14 protein-coding genes are annotated in these 15,302 nt (G+C 62.9%); 4 read left to right on the top strand and 10 right to left on the bottom strand.

Annotation, left to right across the window (positions count from 1 at the left end; genetic code table 11):
• Positions 1-45: 45 nt before the first annotated feature.
• The 9 genes from ccoS to LPB73_RS27720 form a co-directional block, all read right to left on the bottom strand.
• Positions 46-216: a cbb3-type cytochrome oxidase assembly protein CcoS gene (gene ccoS, locus LPB73_RS27760; RefSeq protein WP_089267801.1), complete on the bottom strand. Its 171-nt coding sequence runs from the start codon at positions 214-216 to the stop codon at positions 46-48.
• A gap of 8 nt (positions 217-224) precedes the next feature.
• Positions 225-725 (bottom strand): FixH family protein, encoded by a 501-nt coding sequence (locus LPB73_RS27755; protein WP_231078864.1) that lies wholly within the window; start codon positions 723-725, stop codon positions 225-227.
• Positions 726-736: 11 nt separating this feature from the next.
• Positions 737-2,185 carry a cytochrome c oxidase accessory protein CcoG gene (gene ccoG / locus LPB73_RS27750; RefSeq protein WP_231078863.1) on the bottom strand — a complete coding sequence of 483 codons (1,449 nt, stop codon included), beginning with the start codon at positions 2,183-2,185 and terminating at the stop codon, positions 737-739.
• Between the two features lie 100 nt (positions 2,186-2,285).
• Positions 2,286-3,161, bottom strand: coding sequence for a cytochrome-c oxidase, cbb3-type subunit III (gene ccoP / locus LPB73_RS27745; RefSeq protein ID WP_231078862.1), 876 nt, complete (start codon positions 3,159-3,161; stop codon positions 2,286-2,288).
• A 7-nt stretch (positions 3,162-3,168) separates the two neighbouring features.
• Positions 3,169-3,333 carry a cbb3-type cytochrome oxidase subunit 3 gene (locus LPB73_RS27740; RefSeq protein ID WP_068729582.1) on the bottom strand — a complete coding sequence of 55 codons (165 nt, stop codon included), beginning with the start codon at positions 3,331-3,333 and terminating at the stop codon, positions 3,169-3,171.
• Between the two features lie 12 nt (positions 3,334-3,345).
• On the bottom strand, positions 3,346-4,080 hold the full coding sequence (gene ccoO, locus LPB73_RS27735) for a cytochrome-c oxidase, cbb3-type subunit II (RefSeq protein WP_231078861.1): 735 nt from the start codon (positions 4,078-4,080) through the stop codon (positions 3,346-3,348).
• A 9-nt stretch (positions 4,081-4,089) separates the two neighbouring features.
• Positions 4,090-5,721, bottom strand: coding sequence for a cytochrome-c oxidase, cbb3-type subunit I (gene ccoN / locus LPB73_RS27730; protein WP_175368156.1), 1,632 nt, complete (start codon positions 5,719-5,721; stop codon positions 4,090-4,092).
• A gap of 134 nt (positions 5,722-5,855) precedes the next feature.
• On the bottom strand, positions 5,856-6,566 hold the full coding sequence (locus LPB73_RS27725) for a Crp/Fnr family transcriptional regulator (protein WP_175368130.1): 711 nt from the start codon (positions 6,564-6,566) through the stop codon (positions 5,856-5,858).
• 329 nt (positions 6,567-6,895) lie between these two features.
• Positions 6,896-8,149 (bottom strand): ATP-grasp domain-containing protein, encoded by a 1,254-nt coding sequence (locus tag LPB73_RS27720; RefSeq protein ID WP_231078860.1) that lies wholly within the window; start codon positions 8,147-8,149, stop codon positions 6,896-6,898.
• Between the two features lie 175 nt (positions 8,150-8,324).
• On the opposite strand from LPB73_RS27720, the gene LPB73_RS27715 reads away from it, so the two are divergent.
• The 4 genes from LPB73_RS27715 to LPB73_RS27700 are packed head-to-tail and all read left to right on the top strand — an operon-like array spanning position 8,325 to position 13,775.
• Entirely contained in the window at positions 8,325-9,539 is a 1,215-nt protein-coding gene (locus LPB73_RS27715; protein WP_231078859.1) for an MFS transporter, read from the top strand.
• A 48-nt stretch (positions 9,540-9,587) separates the two neighbouring features.
• Positions 9,588-10,241 carry an ABC transporter ATP-binding protein gene (locus LPB73_RS27710; protein ID WP_231078858.1) on the top strand — a complete coding sequence of 218 codons (654 nt, stop codon included), beginning with the start codon at positions 9,588-9,590 and terminating at the stop codon, positions 10,239-10,241.
• Positions 10,238-12,700, top strand: a complete 2,463-nt coding sequence (locus LPB73_RS27705; protein WP_231078857.1) for an FtsX-like permease family protein — start codon at positions 10,238-10,240, stop codon at positions 12,698-12,700. Before LPB73_RS27710 ends, LPB73_RS27705 begins: the two co-directional genes overlap by 4 nt.
• A complete protein-coding gene (locus LPB73_RS27700) occupies positions 12,690-13,775 on the top strand; it encodes a lipocalin-like domain-containing protein (protein WP_120287439.1) in 1,086 nt (361 codons plus the stop codon). Before LPB73_RS27705 ends, LPB73_RS27700 begins: the two co-directional genes overlap by 11 nt.
• A gap of 245 nt (positions 13,776-14,020) precedes the next feature.
• On the opposite strand, the gene LPB73_RS27695 is transcribed toward LPB73_RS27700, so the two are convergent.
• Positions 14,021-15,214, bottom strand: coding sequence for an ABC transporter substrate-binding protein (locus LPB73_RS27695; protein ID WP_089267812.1), 1,194 nt, complete (start codon positions 15,212-15,214; stop codon positions 14,021-14,023).
• Between the last annotated feature and the right edge of the window lie 88 nt (positions 15,215-15,302).

The following is a 15,302-nucleotide window of genomic DNA, read 5'->3' as shown; positions in this document are numbered from 1 at the left end:
TGGCCACAAGTTGTGGCGGTGATGGATTGAACGGAAAGAGCCGCCTCAGAGGGGATCGCCAGGCTTCTTCGCCGGCGGATCCTCATCGAGAATCGCGCGCCATCCCGCACCTTCCAGATCCTCATACTGTCCGCTTTTCAGCGACCACATGAAGGCCCAGAGGCCGAGCAACCCAAGCGCGAGCGCCAGCGGCACGAGGACGACGAGGGACTGCATGGTTGGACCTATTTCAGCACGAGGCGGTTCTTCGACAGGAACATGCGCTGTCCGCCGGCCTCGCCTTCAAGCACCAGATCCCACAGTCCCGGCGCAAGTTCGGCGACCTTGCCGCGATAGACCACGCCCCCGGCCCCGATCAGCTCAACCGGCCGGTCCGCGCGACGATCGGCCGGCCGCTCCAGCCGCCCGGTGAAACTCAGCCCCGTGATCGGATTGCCGTGACGATCGCGCGCTTCGACACGGACCGCGGCATCACCTGCAGCATCGCGCTCGACATGCGCGCTGACCTTCCAGCCGCGACTGCTCTGGCCGCGCGCGGCCTCGATCTCGTTGCCGTAAGCGAGGCTCGCTGTATAGGGACTATCCACTTCGACACCCGGCAGCGTCTCCAGCGCGAATTTCATCATGACGACATTGACGCTGATGATCATGCCGAAAAACAAAATCAGGCAGATCAGGACGAACCGGCCGGTGATCGGACGAGGTGCGGCAACGGCGGCGCTCATACTGTTCTCCTTCACGGTGCAACGAAATGATCGGTCGCCGACGCCATGTCGCCATGGACGGCATCGGTGACCCGCATCACAAGCGGGATCGACTTCTCGGAATTGCCCGCCGCGGGCGCCGTCACCAGTACACGCAGTTCGGTAGTCTGGTCGCGGCCCAGCACGATCTCCGGCCGGCCCGATGACACCGCATCCATACCCACCACATGCACCGTGGCATTGACCGGCCCGTTGACGTCGAGCGTGACCACGCGGCCGGCGCCGCGCTTGTTCAAGAGGCGCACCGTATAGGCATTGCGGATCGAACCGTCGCTGAGGCGCACGGCAACCGGATTGCGGTCATGCAGCACATTGATATCGAGCAGCGAGCGGTTCAGCAGCGCATAGAGCATCACCGCACCGACAGCGACAATCATGCCGACATAGGCCACCGTACGCGGCCGGATGACGCGATAGATTTCGGACTTGCCCGCCTTGCGCCTGGCAATGTTGATGTCGGTGTCATAGCCGATCAGCCGGGTCGGCCGGCCGATCTTGCTCATCACGCCGTCGCAGGCGTCGATACACAACCCACACTGGATGCAATCCATCTGCAAGCCATTGCGGATATCGATGCCGACGGGGCAGACGTTGACGCATTGATAGCAGTCGATGCAGTCGCCTGCGGGTTGGCCGAGCGCGCGCAGCTCGGCCGCCTTCTTCAACGAGGTCCGCTGCTCACCGCGATCGGTCTTGTAGGTGACGTTGAGCGCCCATTCGTCGGTCAGGGCCGCCTGGATGCGAGGCCACGGACACATATAGAGACAGACCTGCTCGCGCATCCAGCCTGCCAGTGTGTAGGTCGTCGCCGTCAGGATCGCGATCCAGATATAAGCCAGCGCGGGCGCCTGAAAGGTGACGAGTTCCCTCACCAGCGTCGGCGCATCGTTGAAATAGAGCACCCAGGCGCCGCCGGTCCACCATGCGATCAGGAGCCAGATCGAATGCTTCATCGTCAGTTCGACGACACGCTGCAGCGTGAGCCCTTCGGCCTCCTTCTTCATCCGCTCGCGGCGGTCGCCTTCGATCAGGCGTTCGACGGCGAAAAACAAGTCGGTCCAGACTGTCTGCGGACAGAGATAACCGCACCAGACGCGACCACCGATGGCATTCATCAGGAACAGCGTGAGGGCGGCAAGGATCAGCAGGCCGGTGAAGAAATAAACTTCCTGCGGCCACAGCTCGATGAAAAAGAAATAGAAGCGACTGTTCGGCAGATCGACCAGCACCGCCTGATCGGGGGCACCGGGACCGCGGTTCCAACGCACGAAGGGCAGCAGATAATAGATGCCAAGGCAGACCGCCATCAGCGCCCATTTGACGTTGCGATACCTGCCGGAGACCTTCTGCGGATAGACTTTTTTCTGCGCCGCATAGAGCGGGCCGTAGTCGAATTCCTGGGGCGTAACAGGCTTGTTCATGAAGGTCACTCTCGTCCTTGGAATGACCCTAGACTTCGCCGGTGCGATGCAATTGATGTACGTCAAAGGCACGCGCGGGATTGGCCGCGCGCGCTATGACTTATTGTCCCCCCCCCAGCGAATGGACATAGATCGTCAGTGCCTTGATGGTCGCCGGATCGAGACGGCCAATCCAGGCCGGCATCACGCCGTTGCGGCCATTGGTGATGGTCTCGACGATGGTCGCTTCGTCCGACCCGTAGAGCCAGATATTATCGGTCAGGTTCGGCGCACCCATGTCGGGATTTCCCTTGCCGGCGTCGCCGTGACACGAGGCGCAGTTGTCGGCGAACAGCTTCTGGCCGGCATTGGCGTCGTAACCCTTGGCCGTCGGCAATCCCGACAGTGAGCGCACGTAATTCGCAACAGTCTCGATCTCCGGCTTCTTCAACATGCCGTCGCGGCCGAAGGCCAGCATCGATCCTTCATGCGATTCCGCATGGGCGGAACGCGCGCCGAACTGGATGGTCTTCTCGATCTGCTCCAGTGTGCCGCCCCACAGCCAGTCGTCATCGTTCAGATTGGGGAAGCCCTTGGCACCGGTCGCACCAGTGCCGTGACACGGCGCGCAATTGTCACCGAACACCACACGGCCTCTGGCGCGCCCCAGTGCCAGCAGCGCCGGATCCTTCTCAATTTCCGCGAGCGGCGCAGCGCCGAGCGTCGCCATCTTGCCTCCGCGGATCTTCTCGAGATTGGCGAGATCGACGGCGACATCCGCACGCGACGAATAGCCCATGACGCCCGTCGCATAGCTCTGCACCAGCGGCCAGGACGGATACACGACCCAATAGCCGATCGCCCAAACGATGGTGAGATAGAAAGTCATCACCCACCAGCGCGGCAGCGGCGTGTTGAGTTCCTTGATACCATCCCAGGAGTGACCTGTGGTGGTCTTGCCGGTGGCCTTGTCGAATTCACCTTCGTGATCGCTCATGATCTGATCAATCCTCTCGCAACGGCTGACGCGCAGCTGCGTCAAACATCGCCTTGTTGCGGGGCCACAATGCGTAGGTCAGAATTGCGATGAAGATTCCGACAAAGACCGGCGTCCAGAATGTGAGGACGAGGTTCGACGCGAAGTTCTCGACGGTCAGGATTGCGCGCATGCTTCCATCTCCTCAGCGGAGGTTTGCTTTTTCGTTGTAGAGTTTGAAATCGACCAGCGTGCCCAGCATCTGCAGATAGGCGACCAGTGCGTCCATCTCGGTGGGCAGCCCCGGCTTGCCATCGAAGTTACGTGCCACCGATTTCGGATAGCGCTTGAGCAGCGCGTCGGTATCGCCATTGTCGGGATCGGCCTGGATCTTCAGGTCCGCCACCGCATTGGTGATCTGATCGTCCGTATAGGGCACACCCACCGCGCGGTTGGTGCGCAGATGATCGGCGACGTTCTCGGTGCTGACAGGCGTCTCGGCCAGGAACTTGTAGGACGGCATCACCGATTGCGGCACGATGGCGCGCGGATTGCTCAGATGCGTGACGTGCCATTCATCGGAATATTTCGCGCCGACACGCGCGAGATCCGGACCGGTGCGCTTCGAGCCCCACTGGAACGGATGGTCATACATGCTCTCCGCCGCGAGCGAATAGTGCCCATAGCGTTCGACCTCGTCACGCAGCGGCCGCACCATCTGCGAATGACAGAGATAGCAGCCCTCACGGACATAGACGTTGCGCCCGGCGAGTTCGAGCGGTGTATAGGGCCGCATGCCCTCGACGGCTTCGATGGTGCTCTTGAGATAGAACAAAGGCGCAATCTCGACGATGCCACCGATGGCGATGACGAGGATGATACCCACGATCAAGACGATCGAGTTCTTCTCGAAGATTTGGTGCCGACTCCAGAACGACATAATTGATCCTCACTCAGCCGGCTGCAACGTGGCGCCAGGGCTCGACAGCGCGCCCTCTTCCGCTTCGCCGACGCGCACGGTCATCCACAAATTCCAGGCCATGATCAGCGCACCGATCAGGAACAGCCCGCCGCCCGCTGCACGGATGATGTAGAACGGGTGCATCGCTTCGACGCTTTCGATGAAGGAATATTCGAGGAAGCCCAGCGACGTGTAGGCACGCCACATCAGCCCCTGCAGGATGCCCGACACCCACATCGCCGAGATGTAGAGAACGATGCCGAGCGTCGCGATCCAGAAGTGCCACTCGACCAGCTTCAGGCTGTAGAGCTGCTTGCGATTCCACAGCCACGGCACCAGGCAGTACAGCGCGCCAAAGGAGACGAAGCCGACCCAGCCGAGCGCGCCGGAATGCACGTGACCGATGGTCCAGTCGGTATAGTGGCTGAGCGAATTGACCACCTTGATGGACATCAGCGGACCCTCGAAGGTCGCCATGCCGTAGAACGCCACCGACACCACCAGCATGCGCAGCACTGGATCGGTGCGCAGCTTGTCCCATGCGCCGGACAGCGTCATAAGGCCGTTGATCATGCCGCCCCAGGAGGGCATCCACAGCATGATCGAGAAGGTCATGCCGAGCGTCTGCGTCCAGTCGGGCAGCGCCGAATAATGCAGGTGATGCGGACCGGCCCAGATATAGAGGAAGATGATCGCCCAGAAGTGCACGATCGACAGCCGATAGGAATAGACCGGCCGCTCGGCGCGCTTCGGAATGAAGTAATACATGATAGCGAGGAAGCCGGCGGTGAGGAAGAAGCCTACCGCGTTGTGGCCGTACCACCACTGGAACATGGCATCCTGCACGCCGGCCCAGGCGACATAGGACTTGGAGCCGAAGACCGAGACGGGCAGCGCCGGGTTATTGCCGAGATGCAGCACCGCGATGGTGATAATGAAGGCGAGATAGAACCAGTTGGCGACGAAGATATGCGGTTCCTTGCGCTTCACGAGCGTCATCAGGAACACCAGCAGATAAGTCACCCAGACGATGGTCAGCCAGAGATCGGCATACCATTCCGGTTCGGCGTATTCCTTGGATTGCGTGACGCCGAGCAGATAGCCGGTGCCGGCAATGACGATGAAGAAGTTGTAGCCCAGCACCACGAACCATGGCGCGAGATCGCCGGCGAGCCGCGTGCGGCAGGTCTTCTGCACCACGAAGAAGGACGTCGCGATCAGCACGTTGCCGCCGAAGGCGAACACCACCGCCGACGTATGCAACGGCCGCAGCCGGCCGAAGCTCGTCCAGGGCAGATTGAAGTTCAGGTCCGGCCACGCCAACTGCATGGCGATCAGAAGACCCACCGTGAAGCCGGCGATGCCCCAGAATACCGAGGCCACAGCGGCAAACTTGATCGGCCCGAAATTGTAATTCGGCCGCCCGTCGATCTCCTGCGGTGGCAATGCGCCGCGCTCGAAATAGCGATTGAGGATGACGAACACGGAGGCCAGGCTGGCGAAGCCGGCCAGCGTCACGTGAAAGGCATAGGCCGCATCTTCCGCCTTGGCCGCTGCGATGATGGAGAGAAATACGGTGGCCGCGAGGATCACGGTCAGACCGGACTCGCCGATCGTCATCCACTTCACGCTGTCAGTCTGTTTCGTCATGATGATTCTTTCCCGAGCACGCACCCATCAATCACGGCGGTGCGCTCAGTGAATTGATTGAAATCAAAGTTCGGGGAAAGCTCGCTTGCTCGCTGCGCGAGTCGTCAGGCGAGAACGGAAGCCGCGACGGTTTCGGTGTCCAGCAACCGGATCCGGCCCGGCAGAATCTCGATCGCGCCGCGGCGTTCGAGCTTGGCCAGCGTCCGGCAGACGGTCTCGACGGTGAGGCCGAGATGATCGGCGATATCGCGTCGGCTCATCGGCACCGGAAGCGGATCGACAGCGCGGCCGAGCCGTACCAGCCGATCACGCCAGCATGTCAGAAACACAATCAGTTTCTCTTCAGCCACGCGGCGGCCCAGCGAGAACATCTTGTCATGTGCATCGGCGATCTCGGCCGCCATCAGCGCGACGATCTCGTTCAACACATAGGGCCGGTGACTGGCGAATTGCGCGAATTTCTCACGCGGGATTTCCCAGACCACTGCAGGACCGATTGCAGCGGCGGACACTTCATGATGCCCCTGCGTTGCGATCTCGAGGATGTCGCCCGGCAGCGCAAAACTTGTGATCTGGCGACGATTATCGCATTCGGTCCTGTAGATACCGACCACACCCTCGACCACGCTCAAGCACTTGCCGGCCGGCGCTCCCTGCGTGAACAGGACATCCTGCGAAGTGTAGGGCACCCGCTCGCCCAGGGCCATCAACTGACGCAGATCGGCGGCGCCCAGATGAGACAGGAAGCCGCCCGGCTGCGCAGCCGCATTCGCACAAGGCGCAGCGAACGACGATGCAGCCATCAGCTTTGTCATGCGCTCCCCGGGTTTCGTTGGCCTCGCGGAAGTGCGGGGCACTTTTGGATAACCGGATCAGCGCGGCACACATTGATACACATCAATCGCCTCTTACCTCTCCCCGCATCTTGCGCGGGGAGAGGTCCGGTCGCGCGCATCGCGCGTGATCCGGGTGAGGGGCGGCGCACTGCAGTTGCCGCCTAACAAGACCTATCGAATCGAAGAAGCAGAGATGGCAGTGGCTGAGGTGCCACGCCCCTCACCCCACCCCTCTCCCCGCGCAGAACGGGGAGAGGGAGCCGGCCGCGTCTGCCGCAACTATTCAACTCTAACGCGGCCGGATGAAACTAAAACATCTCGCTTTCGATGGCCGCAACCGTCCCGGCATCGAGCAGATGCGCACCCCAGCCGCGTTTCGCCAGCACATGCGACAGCTTCGGCGACACCAGCAGCAACAGCGCAGTCATCATCAGCGGCACTACGCTGAGCCAGTCGATGCGCACCGGCGTGAGCTCTTCGGAGCTGCCGGCATAGTCGCCACGGCGACACCAGATATCGCGGCAAATGCATAGCAGATCTCGCCTGTCGCCGCCGCGCTGCGCACCGCCGAGCAGCACCTGCATGGCCTGATGCGTGACGACGCCCTCGCGCGTCGCCGGTGCGACATCCGGCGTCTCGCCAAGCGAGATGCGCAGCAGCAGATCGACCAGATCAACGCCGGCCAGATAAGCCGCCATCGGCTCCACCAGCCGCGGATTGCAGTCGATATAGAATGGCCCGCCGTCATCGTCCGGCATGATGAAGTCGATCGACAGCGCGCCGTGCCAGGCGAGATGCCTACCGATGGTGGCGAGATCGTCGCGCACGCGGTCACGCCGCACGCTGCGCTTGATGGCATCGCCGCCGCCGGCGCCTTCCATGATCTGGCGATAGGCATGGAAGCCGACCAGTTCGCCGCGGCAGAACACGCCCTGCGCCTTCTCGGTCGCGCCGTTGACACGGGCCTGCACCAGCACTTCGCCGGCAAAGCCTTTGCTGGCCTCGAGCTCTTTCATTGCAAGCGCAAGGTCAGCATCATTGCGCACCATCCAGACGCCACGGCTCGCAGTGCCGATCGCTGTCTTGATGACGCAGGGAAAACGGACTGCAGCACGAAGCGTATCAGCGCCGGCGACGATCTGGGTCTCGGGTTGCGGCAATCCAAGCTCGTTCAGCATACGGCTGAAACCAGCCTTGCTATGCGCCGCCCGATAGCTCGCGAAGGACGGCAAGGCCAGGCCGGCCAGCGGCCTCAGCCGCTCCTGCACTTTCGCGAACAGGAAGCCCTGTTCGTGGATCGGCAGCAGCACGTCGTAGTCGCCAGTCGCCAGCAGGCCTTCGATGAACCGCAGGAAGCCCAGGGGATTTTCCCGCATTCCCGGGCAGCGGTGATACATGCGGACAAATCGCGAGAACCGCGCCAGCCCGGCAGCGGCGGGATCGCAGACATCCACCACATGGCCGGCGAGGCCGAGCACGGTGACAGCCTCCCGCGCGGAGGTGCTGGTGCCTTCCGACAGCAGGATCCGCAGCGGCTTAAAATTCGGGCTGCTCGTCATCATGCTCAATCATGTCGCATTCCCGGGCCGTGGTCGCGTTTCCCGCTGCTGCCCTGCACGGGCCGCAACACCTGCATGTCGCAGCGCTGATAGACATTAACCTGCTGAGAACGTAGGCATAGCGCACCTTTTCGAGGCTGCAAAAAGCGGCCGTCAGCCGCCTTGGGTGGAAACGCATATGGTCGATATTCCGGCCTCGACCTCGCATCTCGCGTCGCGTGACCACGTCCCTTCGGCGACGCGGACGCTGACGGCGATTTCCACTGCGCATTGGGTCAGTCACTTCCACATCTTCGTGCTGCCAATGCTGTTTCCCTTCCTGAAAGAGAAGCTCGGCGTCGGCTATATCGAGCTCGGCTTTGCCCTTACCACGTTCGCTGTCGTCTCCGGCCTCACCCAGGCGCCGATCGGCTATCTCGTCGACCGCATCGGCGCGCGCAAGATCCTGATCCTCGGCGTCATGCTCGGCGGCTGTGCGCTGATCGCGCTCGGCCTGTTGCTGAGCTACCCCGCGCTGATTATCTGCGCCGCGCTGCTTGGCCTCGCCAACAGCGTCTATCACCCGGCCGACTACGCCATCCTCGCCGCGCATATGGACGAGTCGAAGATGGGCCGCGCATTCTCGATTCATACATTCGCAGGCTTCGTCGGCGGCGCGGTCGCGCCTCCCTTGATGGCGGCACTGCTGGTCGGTATCGGTGGCCAGGGCGCGCTGATCGTCGCGGGCGCCATCGGCGTGGCGATCGCACTGATGCTGATCGTGGTCGGCATTCCCGATGCCGGCGCGATGGCTGATGGCGATGACGCCAAGGGCGCCGAGTCGCCGAAGGTCAGCATGATGACCCCGGCGATCCTGATGCTGACACTGTTCTTCACGCTGCTGTCGCTGTCACAGAACGGTATCAACAGTTTCGGCATCGTCGCGCTGATGAACGGCTACGGCACATCGCTGTCATCGGCGAATATCGCGCTCACGGCTTTCCTCGCCGCCAGCGCCGTCGGCGTGCTTGCCGGCGGCTGGCTGGCCGATCGCACCCAGCATCACAGCCGCGTCGCCGCCGTGTGCTTCACGATCAATGCCGCCATCATCTGTGCCATCGCGGTGTTCACGCTGCCGACGCCGGTGATCGTCGCAGCCATGACCACCGCGGGCTTCCTCGGCGGCGTGCTGACGCCGTCGCGCGACATGCTGGTGCGCGAGGCGGCCCCTCCTGGCGCTGCCGGCCGCGCTTTCGGCATCGTCTCCACCGGCTTCAATTTCGGCGGCATCATCAGCCCCATCCTGTTCGGCTGGTTCATGGACCATGCCTTGCCCCATTGGGTGTTCGGCGCGTCCGCCTGCTTCATGGCGGCGACAGTGCTGCTGGCGCTGGTATCGGAACGCAAGCGGTAACGCTGGCGTCATCGCGCAGGCGATGTGCTTCTGCTATGCTGGCGCCGCATGCTCACGGTTCGCCATCTCACCAAATCCTATCGCTCAGCCCAGGAACAGGTCGACGTTCTGCGCTGCGTCGATCTCAGCGTTGCCGCAGGCGAGAGCGTGGCGCTGACCGGCGAATCCGGCAGCGGCAAGAGCACGCTGCTGCATCTGATCGCCGGCCTCGATGAAGCCGACAGCGGCGAGATCCAACTCGGCGATATCATCGTCACCGGGCTCCAAGATTCCGCCCGCGCCGCGCTGCGCCGCGACCAGCTCGGCCTCGTGTTCCAGCAGTTCAACCTGATCCCGTCGCTGTCGGTGGCAGACAATCTGGCGTTTCAATCGCGCATCTCCGGCAAGCATGACGCAGCCTGGCAAAACGAGCTCACTGAACGCCTCGGCCTCGGCGCGCTGCTCAAGCGCTATCCCGAACAACTCTCCGGCGGCCAGCAGCAACGCGTCGCCATCGGTCGTGCGCTGGCCTCGAAACCGCTGCTGCTGCTCGCCGACGAACCCACCGGCAATCTCGACGAAGACACTGCCGACGAGGTGCTGAAACTGGCGCGCGATCTCGTCACCCGCACCGGCTGCGGTTTCCTGATGGTGACCCATAGCGAGCGTCTCGCGGCCACGCTGGATCGCCGCATCCACCTTCATGCCGGATTGATCGCGTGAGACGCGCGCTCTGGATCCTTGCGGTGCTACTCAGCCACTGGCGCCGGCATCCGATGCAGTTCGCCACGCTCCTGATCGGCCTGATCGCCGCCACCGCATTGTGGAGCGGCGTACAGGCGCTCAACCAGCAGGCGCGCACCAGCTATGACCGCGCCGCCGCCGCCTTCGGCGGCACGCGCACGCCGATGCTGGTCGCAACCAATGGCGGCGCGTTTTCACAACAGCTCTTTGTCGATCTGCGCCGCGCCGGCTGGCCGGTCTCGCCCGTCGTCGAAGGCCGCGTGCAAATCGGCGGCCGCTCCGTGCGCCTGCTCGGCATCGAGCCGGTGACCATGCCTGTCGAAGCCAGCGCTGCGACGGAGATCGGCAGGACCGGCGCGCAGGCCTTTCTCACACCGCCCGGGCAGGTGCTGGTCGCGCCGGAAACGCTGGCCAGCCTCGGCCTCGCCGAGGGCGCGACGCCTGCGCTCAATGACGGAGCCCTGCTGCCGCCGTTGAAACTGCAGCCGCAGCTCGCACCCGGCGTCCTGGTGGTCGATATCGGCATCGCCCAGAAACTCCTGAAAATGCCGGACCAGATCTCGCGCCTGCTGATCGGCAGCGCCAAGGGTCCCCGCGCTTCGCTTGAAAGCGTCGCCGTCGATCGGTTGCGGCTGGTGCAGCCCGATGCAGAGACCGACCTCGAACGTCTCACCGACAGTTTCCATCTCAATCTCACCGCCTTCGGCCTGCTATCCTTCTTCGTCGGGCTGTTCATCGTCAATTCGGCCATCGGCCTCGGCTTCGAACAGCGCCTGCCGATGCTGCGCACCCTGCGAGCCTGCGGCGTCTCGACGCGGCAGCTCAACAGCGTGCTGGTGCTGGAGCTTGTCAGCATCGCGCTGATCGCCGGCGTCATCGGTCTCGTCTGCGGCTATTTCATCGCTGCATCGCTGCTGCCCGACGTTGCGGCCAGCCTGCGCGGTCTCTATGGCGCGCAGATCCCGGGACAACTCACACTCAAACCCGAATGGTGGTTCGCGGGTCTCGCGATTTCCGTGATCGGCGCACTGCTGGCAGCGACATCGAGCCTGCTGAAAGCTGTCCGCCTGCCCTTGCTCGCCACCGCACAGCCCTATGCCTGGCAACAGGCACAGCATCGCTGGCTGCGGCTGCAAGGCGCGGGCGCATTGCTCGTGTTCATCGCTGCCGGACTTGCGCTCTGGTTTGGCGATTCACTGATTGCTGGCTTCTTCGTGCTTGCCGCATTGCTGCTCGGCGCAGCGCTCGCATTGCCGGTCATCCTCGGTATCGTCCTTGCCGGCGGTGAACGCAGCACGCGACGGCCACTCGTCACATGGTTCTGGGCCGACAGCCGGCTGCAACTCTCCGGCCTGTCGCTGGCGCTGATGGCGCTGCTGCTGGCGCTCGCCGTCAATGTCGGCGTCGGCACCATGGTGGAGAGTTTCAGCCGGACCTTTACGGGATGGCTCGACGGGCGGCTGGCGTCCGAGATCTATCTGAATGCGGCAAGCGAGAAGCAGGCAATCGAGATCAAGACCTGGCTGAAGACGCGCCCCGACGTGCAGGCAGTTCTGCCCGGCAGCCGCACTGACGTGCAGTTCAACGGTGCGCCGATCGAGCTTCTCGGCTTCGCCGATCACGCCACCTATCGCGATCAATGGCCGCTGCTGGATTCCACCAGCGATGCATGGGATCGCGTGCGCACCGGCGACGGCGCGCTCATCAGCGAACAACTCTCGCTGCGCATGAAGCTCAAACTCGGCGATCGTCTGGACGTGCCGACGCCGACCGGTACATGGCCGATGGACGTTGTTGCCGTGTATGCGGATTACGGCAATCCCAAAAGCCAGATCGGCGTGAATATCGATGCGCTGGTCAGACATTTCCCTGACATTTCGCAGACCCGCATGGGCCTGCGCGTCGCACCTGCGGATGTGCCCGGGCTGATCGACGCCATCCGCACGCGCTTCGGTCTCGACGGCCGCAACCTCGCCGATCAGACGACGGTGAAATCGGAGTCACGGGCAATCTTCAACCGCACTTTCGCGGTCACCGCAGCGCTCAATGCCTTTACGCTTGGCGTTGCAGGCGTCGCGTTGCTCACCAGCCTGCTCACGCTGAGCAATTCGCGCCTGCCCCAACTCGCGCCCCTCTGGGCCATTGGCATCACACGTCGCCGCCTTGCCGGTATCGAGCTGTTGAAGACACTGTCGGTTGCCTTGATTACCTCACTGCTGGCGCTGCCGCTCGGGCTGCTGGTGGCGTGGTGCCTCATCGCTATCGTCAATGTGAAGGCCTTTGGCTGGCGACTTCCGTTCCATGTGTTTCCGCTGCAACTGGTCCAGTTGCTCGGCGTTGCCATGTTGGCCTCGCTGCTCGCAGCTCTGCTACCGATCCTGAAACTGCTGCGCATGCAACCGGCCACGCTGGTGAAAGTGTTCGCCAATGAGCGATAGCTTGCTCACACGTCGCAGCTTGATCGGCGCCGCCGCATTGCTCGGCCTCGGCGGTTCACGCGCATTCGCCCAGGGCTTTGCCGGCCTCGGCCGCGACGCCGAAGGTTTTGCGGCTGTCGTTCCGGGCCGCCCCCTCACCTTTCCGGCTGATCACGGCCCGCATCCGGATTATCGCATCGAATGGTGGTACCTCACCGCCAATCTCACGGATGCATCAGGCAATGCCTATGGCGCGCAGTGGACGCTGTTTCGTCAGGCGATGGCGGCGGGCGCGCCAGACGATGGCTGGGCGACGCCGCAGATCTGGATGGGCCACGCGGCGGTGACATCTGCAAAGTCGCATCATGCGACAGAAACCTTTGCCCGCGGCGGCATCGGCCAGGCCGGCGTGACTGCGACGCCGTTCCGGGCATGGATCGATGCATGGGAGATCCGTGGGCTTGAGAACTTCGACGACGTGTCGATTGCGCCGCTCGACGTGTCCGCTTCGTCAGCGGATTTCAGCTACCGGCTCCGGCTCACTGCGCAGCAGCCGCTGGTGCTGCAGGGCGACAACGGCTTCAGCCGCAAGTCGGAACGTGGGCAAGCGTCGTATTACTACAGCCAGCCCTATTTCACCGCATCGGGCGTGCTGACCATCGACGGCAAGGAGATTGCCGTCACCGGCCACGCCTGGATGGACAGGGAATATTCGAGCCAGCCGCTCGCTTCCGACCAAACCGGCTGGGACTGGTTCTCGCTGCATCTGCCCGATAACGCAAAGCTGATGCTGTTTCGTCTCCGGCAGAAGGATGGCGCGCATTATTTTGCCGGCAACTGGATCACCGCGGACGGAAAATCCGAACAGCTTGCCTCAGGCGCTATAGATATGACGCCGACGGTCATGACGGAGATCGCCGGCCGCAGGATCCCGACGTCATGGAAGGTATCGATCGCATCGCGCGGATTGCAGATCGCGACCTCGCCGCTGAATACCAGGAGCTGGATGACGACGAGCTTCCCCTATTGGGAAGGGCCGGTGAGCTTCACCGGCAGCCACAGCGGTACAGGCTATCTGGAAATGACGGGATATTGAGGCTGTTACCTAACCTCTCCCCGCCCTTTGCGGGGAGAGGTCGACCGGCGAAGCGCAGCGAAGACGGTCGGGTGAGGGGCATGGCACACTGCCTACCCGATCACCCAACTCTCTGATCGCATCATCATCCGATCCGCGAATACGAGCTTGCGGCGAACGCCGTACCTTGCCCCTCACCCGGAGCCGTCGCTTCGCGTCGACTCCGACCTCTCCCCGCAAGCGGGGAGAGGTTAAGGAAGCGAAGCTTACTTCGTCAGCGGGCATCCGCTCTCGGCCGCGGTCGGATAGGCCTTGTCGCCGGGCACCACGGCGAGCTGCTTGTAGTAATCCCATGGCTTCTTCGATTCCGACGGCTTCTTGACCTCGAACAGATAGAGGTCCTTCACCATGCGGCCATTGGCGAGCACCTTGCCGCCCTGGGCGAAGGCGTCATCGACCGGAAGTTCCTTCAGCTTCTTCGCGACAGCTTCGGAGTCCTTGGTGCCTGCCGCCTTGACTGCCTTCAGATAAGACAGCGTCGACGAATAGGTGCCGGCCTGGATCATGTTCGGCATGCGCTGGGTGCGCTTGAAGAAGCGATCGGCGAACTCACGCGATTTGTCGTCGCGATCCCAGTAGAAAGATTCCGTCAGCACCAGGCCTTGCGCCGCCTGCAGGCCGAGGCCGTTGACTTCGGCCAGCGTCAGCAGGAGACCGGCGAGCTTCTGGCCGCCGGCGACGATGCCGAATTCAGCCGCCTGCTTCACGGCGTTGGTGGTGTCGAGGCCGGCATTGGCAAGGCCGATGACCTTTGCCTTGGACGCCTGCGCCTGCAGCAGGAACGACGAGAAGTCAGACGAGTTCAGCGGATGGCGAACGGCGCCGAGCACCTTGCCGCCCTTTGCCTTCACGATGTCGCCGGTGTCCTTCTCCAGCGAATAGCCGAAGGCATAGTCTGCCGTGAGAAAGAACCAGGTATCGCCGCCAGCTTCGGTCAGCGCGCCGCCGGTGCCAACGCCCAAGGCGCGTGTATCGAACGACCAGTGGAAGCCATAGGGCGTGCAGGCATCGCCGGTAACGCGCGACGAGGCCGCGCCGACCACGATATCGATCTTCTTCTCCTGATTGGAGAGCTCCTGCACCGCGAGCGCTACCGACGAGGTGGTCAATTCAGTGATCATGTCGACGCCTTCGACGTCATACCAGCGCCGCGCGATCGAGACGGCGAGATCAGGCTTGTTCTGGTGGTCCGCGGTGACCAGTTCGATCTTCTTGCCGAGCACCTCGCCGCCGAAATCCTCGATCGCCATCTTGGCGGCTTCGACCGAATATTTGCCGCCGTAATCGGCATAGACACCGGACTGATCGTTGAGAATGCCGATCTTGACGCCTTGCGCCGAGGCCGGCGCGGCCAGGAAAAGACCGCACAGCGCAGCCGTCGACAACAGTCCAAACTTCATCAATGCCTCCCAAGTTTTTAATTTGGGCGCACGCTATGTGAGAAGCTCGGGACGAACCAGATAATCTTTCGACTTAGCCGAAATGTGC

The organism is Tardiphaga sp. 37S4 (assembly GCF_021044645.1).
GTDB classification, from domain to species: Bacteria; Pseudomonadota; Alphaproteobacteria; order Rhizobiales; family Xanthobacteraceae; genus Tardiphaga; species Tardiphaga robiniae.
The sequence above is the reverse complement of the archived record's forward strand: the minus strand, read 5'-3'. Positions and strand labels throughout refer to the sequence as shown.

Coding starts and splice junctions, on each gene's coding strand:
- LPB73_RS27700 (WP_120287439.1), top strand. CDS start 12,690: ATGAGCGATAGCTTGCTCACACGTCGCAGCTTGATCGGCGCCGCCGCA.
- LPB73_RS27725 (WP_175368130.1), bottom strand. CDS start 6,566: ATGACAAAGCTGATGGCTGCATCGTCGTTCGCTGCGCCTTGTGCGAAT.
- ccoS (WP_089267801.1), bottom strand. CDS start 216: ATGCAGTCCCTCGTCGTCCTCGTGCCGCTGGCGCTCGCGCTTGGGTTG.
- ccoO (WP_231078861.1), bottom strand. CDS start 4,080: ATGTCGTTCTGGAGTCGGCACCAAATCTTCGAGAAGAACTCGATCGTC.
- LPB73_RS27720 (WP_231078860.1), bottom strand. CDS start 8,149: ATGATGACGAGCAGCCCGAATTTTAAGCCGCTGCGGATCCTGCTGTCG.
- LPB73_RS27740 (WP_068729582.1), bottom strand. CDS start 3,333: ATGCGCGCAATCCTGACCGTCGAGAACTTCGCGTCGAACCTCGTCCTC.
- ccoN (WP_175368156.1), bottom strand. CDS start 5,721: ATGACGATCGGCGAGTCCGGTCTGACCGTGATCCTCGCGGCCACCGTA.
- LPB73_RS27710 (WP_231078858.1), top strand. CDS start 9,588: ATGCTCACGGTTCGCCATCTCACCAAATCCTATCGCTCAGCCCAGGAA.
- LPB73_RS27715 (WP_231078859.1), top strand. CDS start 8,325: ATGGTCGATATTCCGGCCTCGACCTCGCATCTCGCGTCGCGTGACCAC.
- LPB73_RS27695 (WP_089267812.1), bottom strand. CDS start 15,214: ATGAAGTTTGGACTGTTGTCGACGGCTGCGCTGTGCGGTCTTTTCCTG.
- ccoP (WP_231078862.1), bottom strand. CDS start 3,161: ATGAGCGATCACGAAGGTGAATTCGACAAGGCCACCGGCAAGACCACC.
- ccoG (WP_231078863.1), bottom strand. CDS start 2,185: ATGAACAAGCCTGTTACGCCCCAGGAATTCGACTACGGCCCGCTCTAT.
- LPB73_RS27755 (WP_231078864.1), bottom strand. CDS start 725: ATGAGCGCCGCCGTTGCCGCACCTCGTCCGATCACCGGCCGGTTCGTC.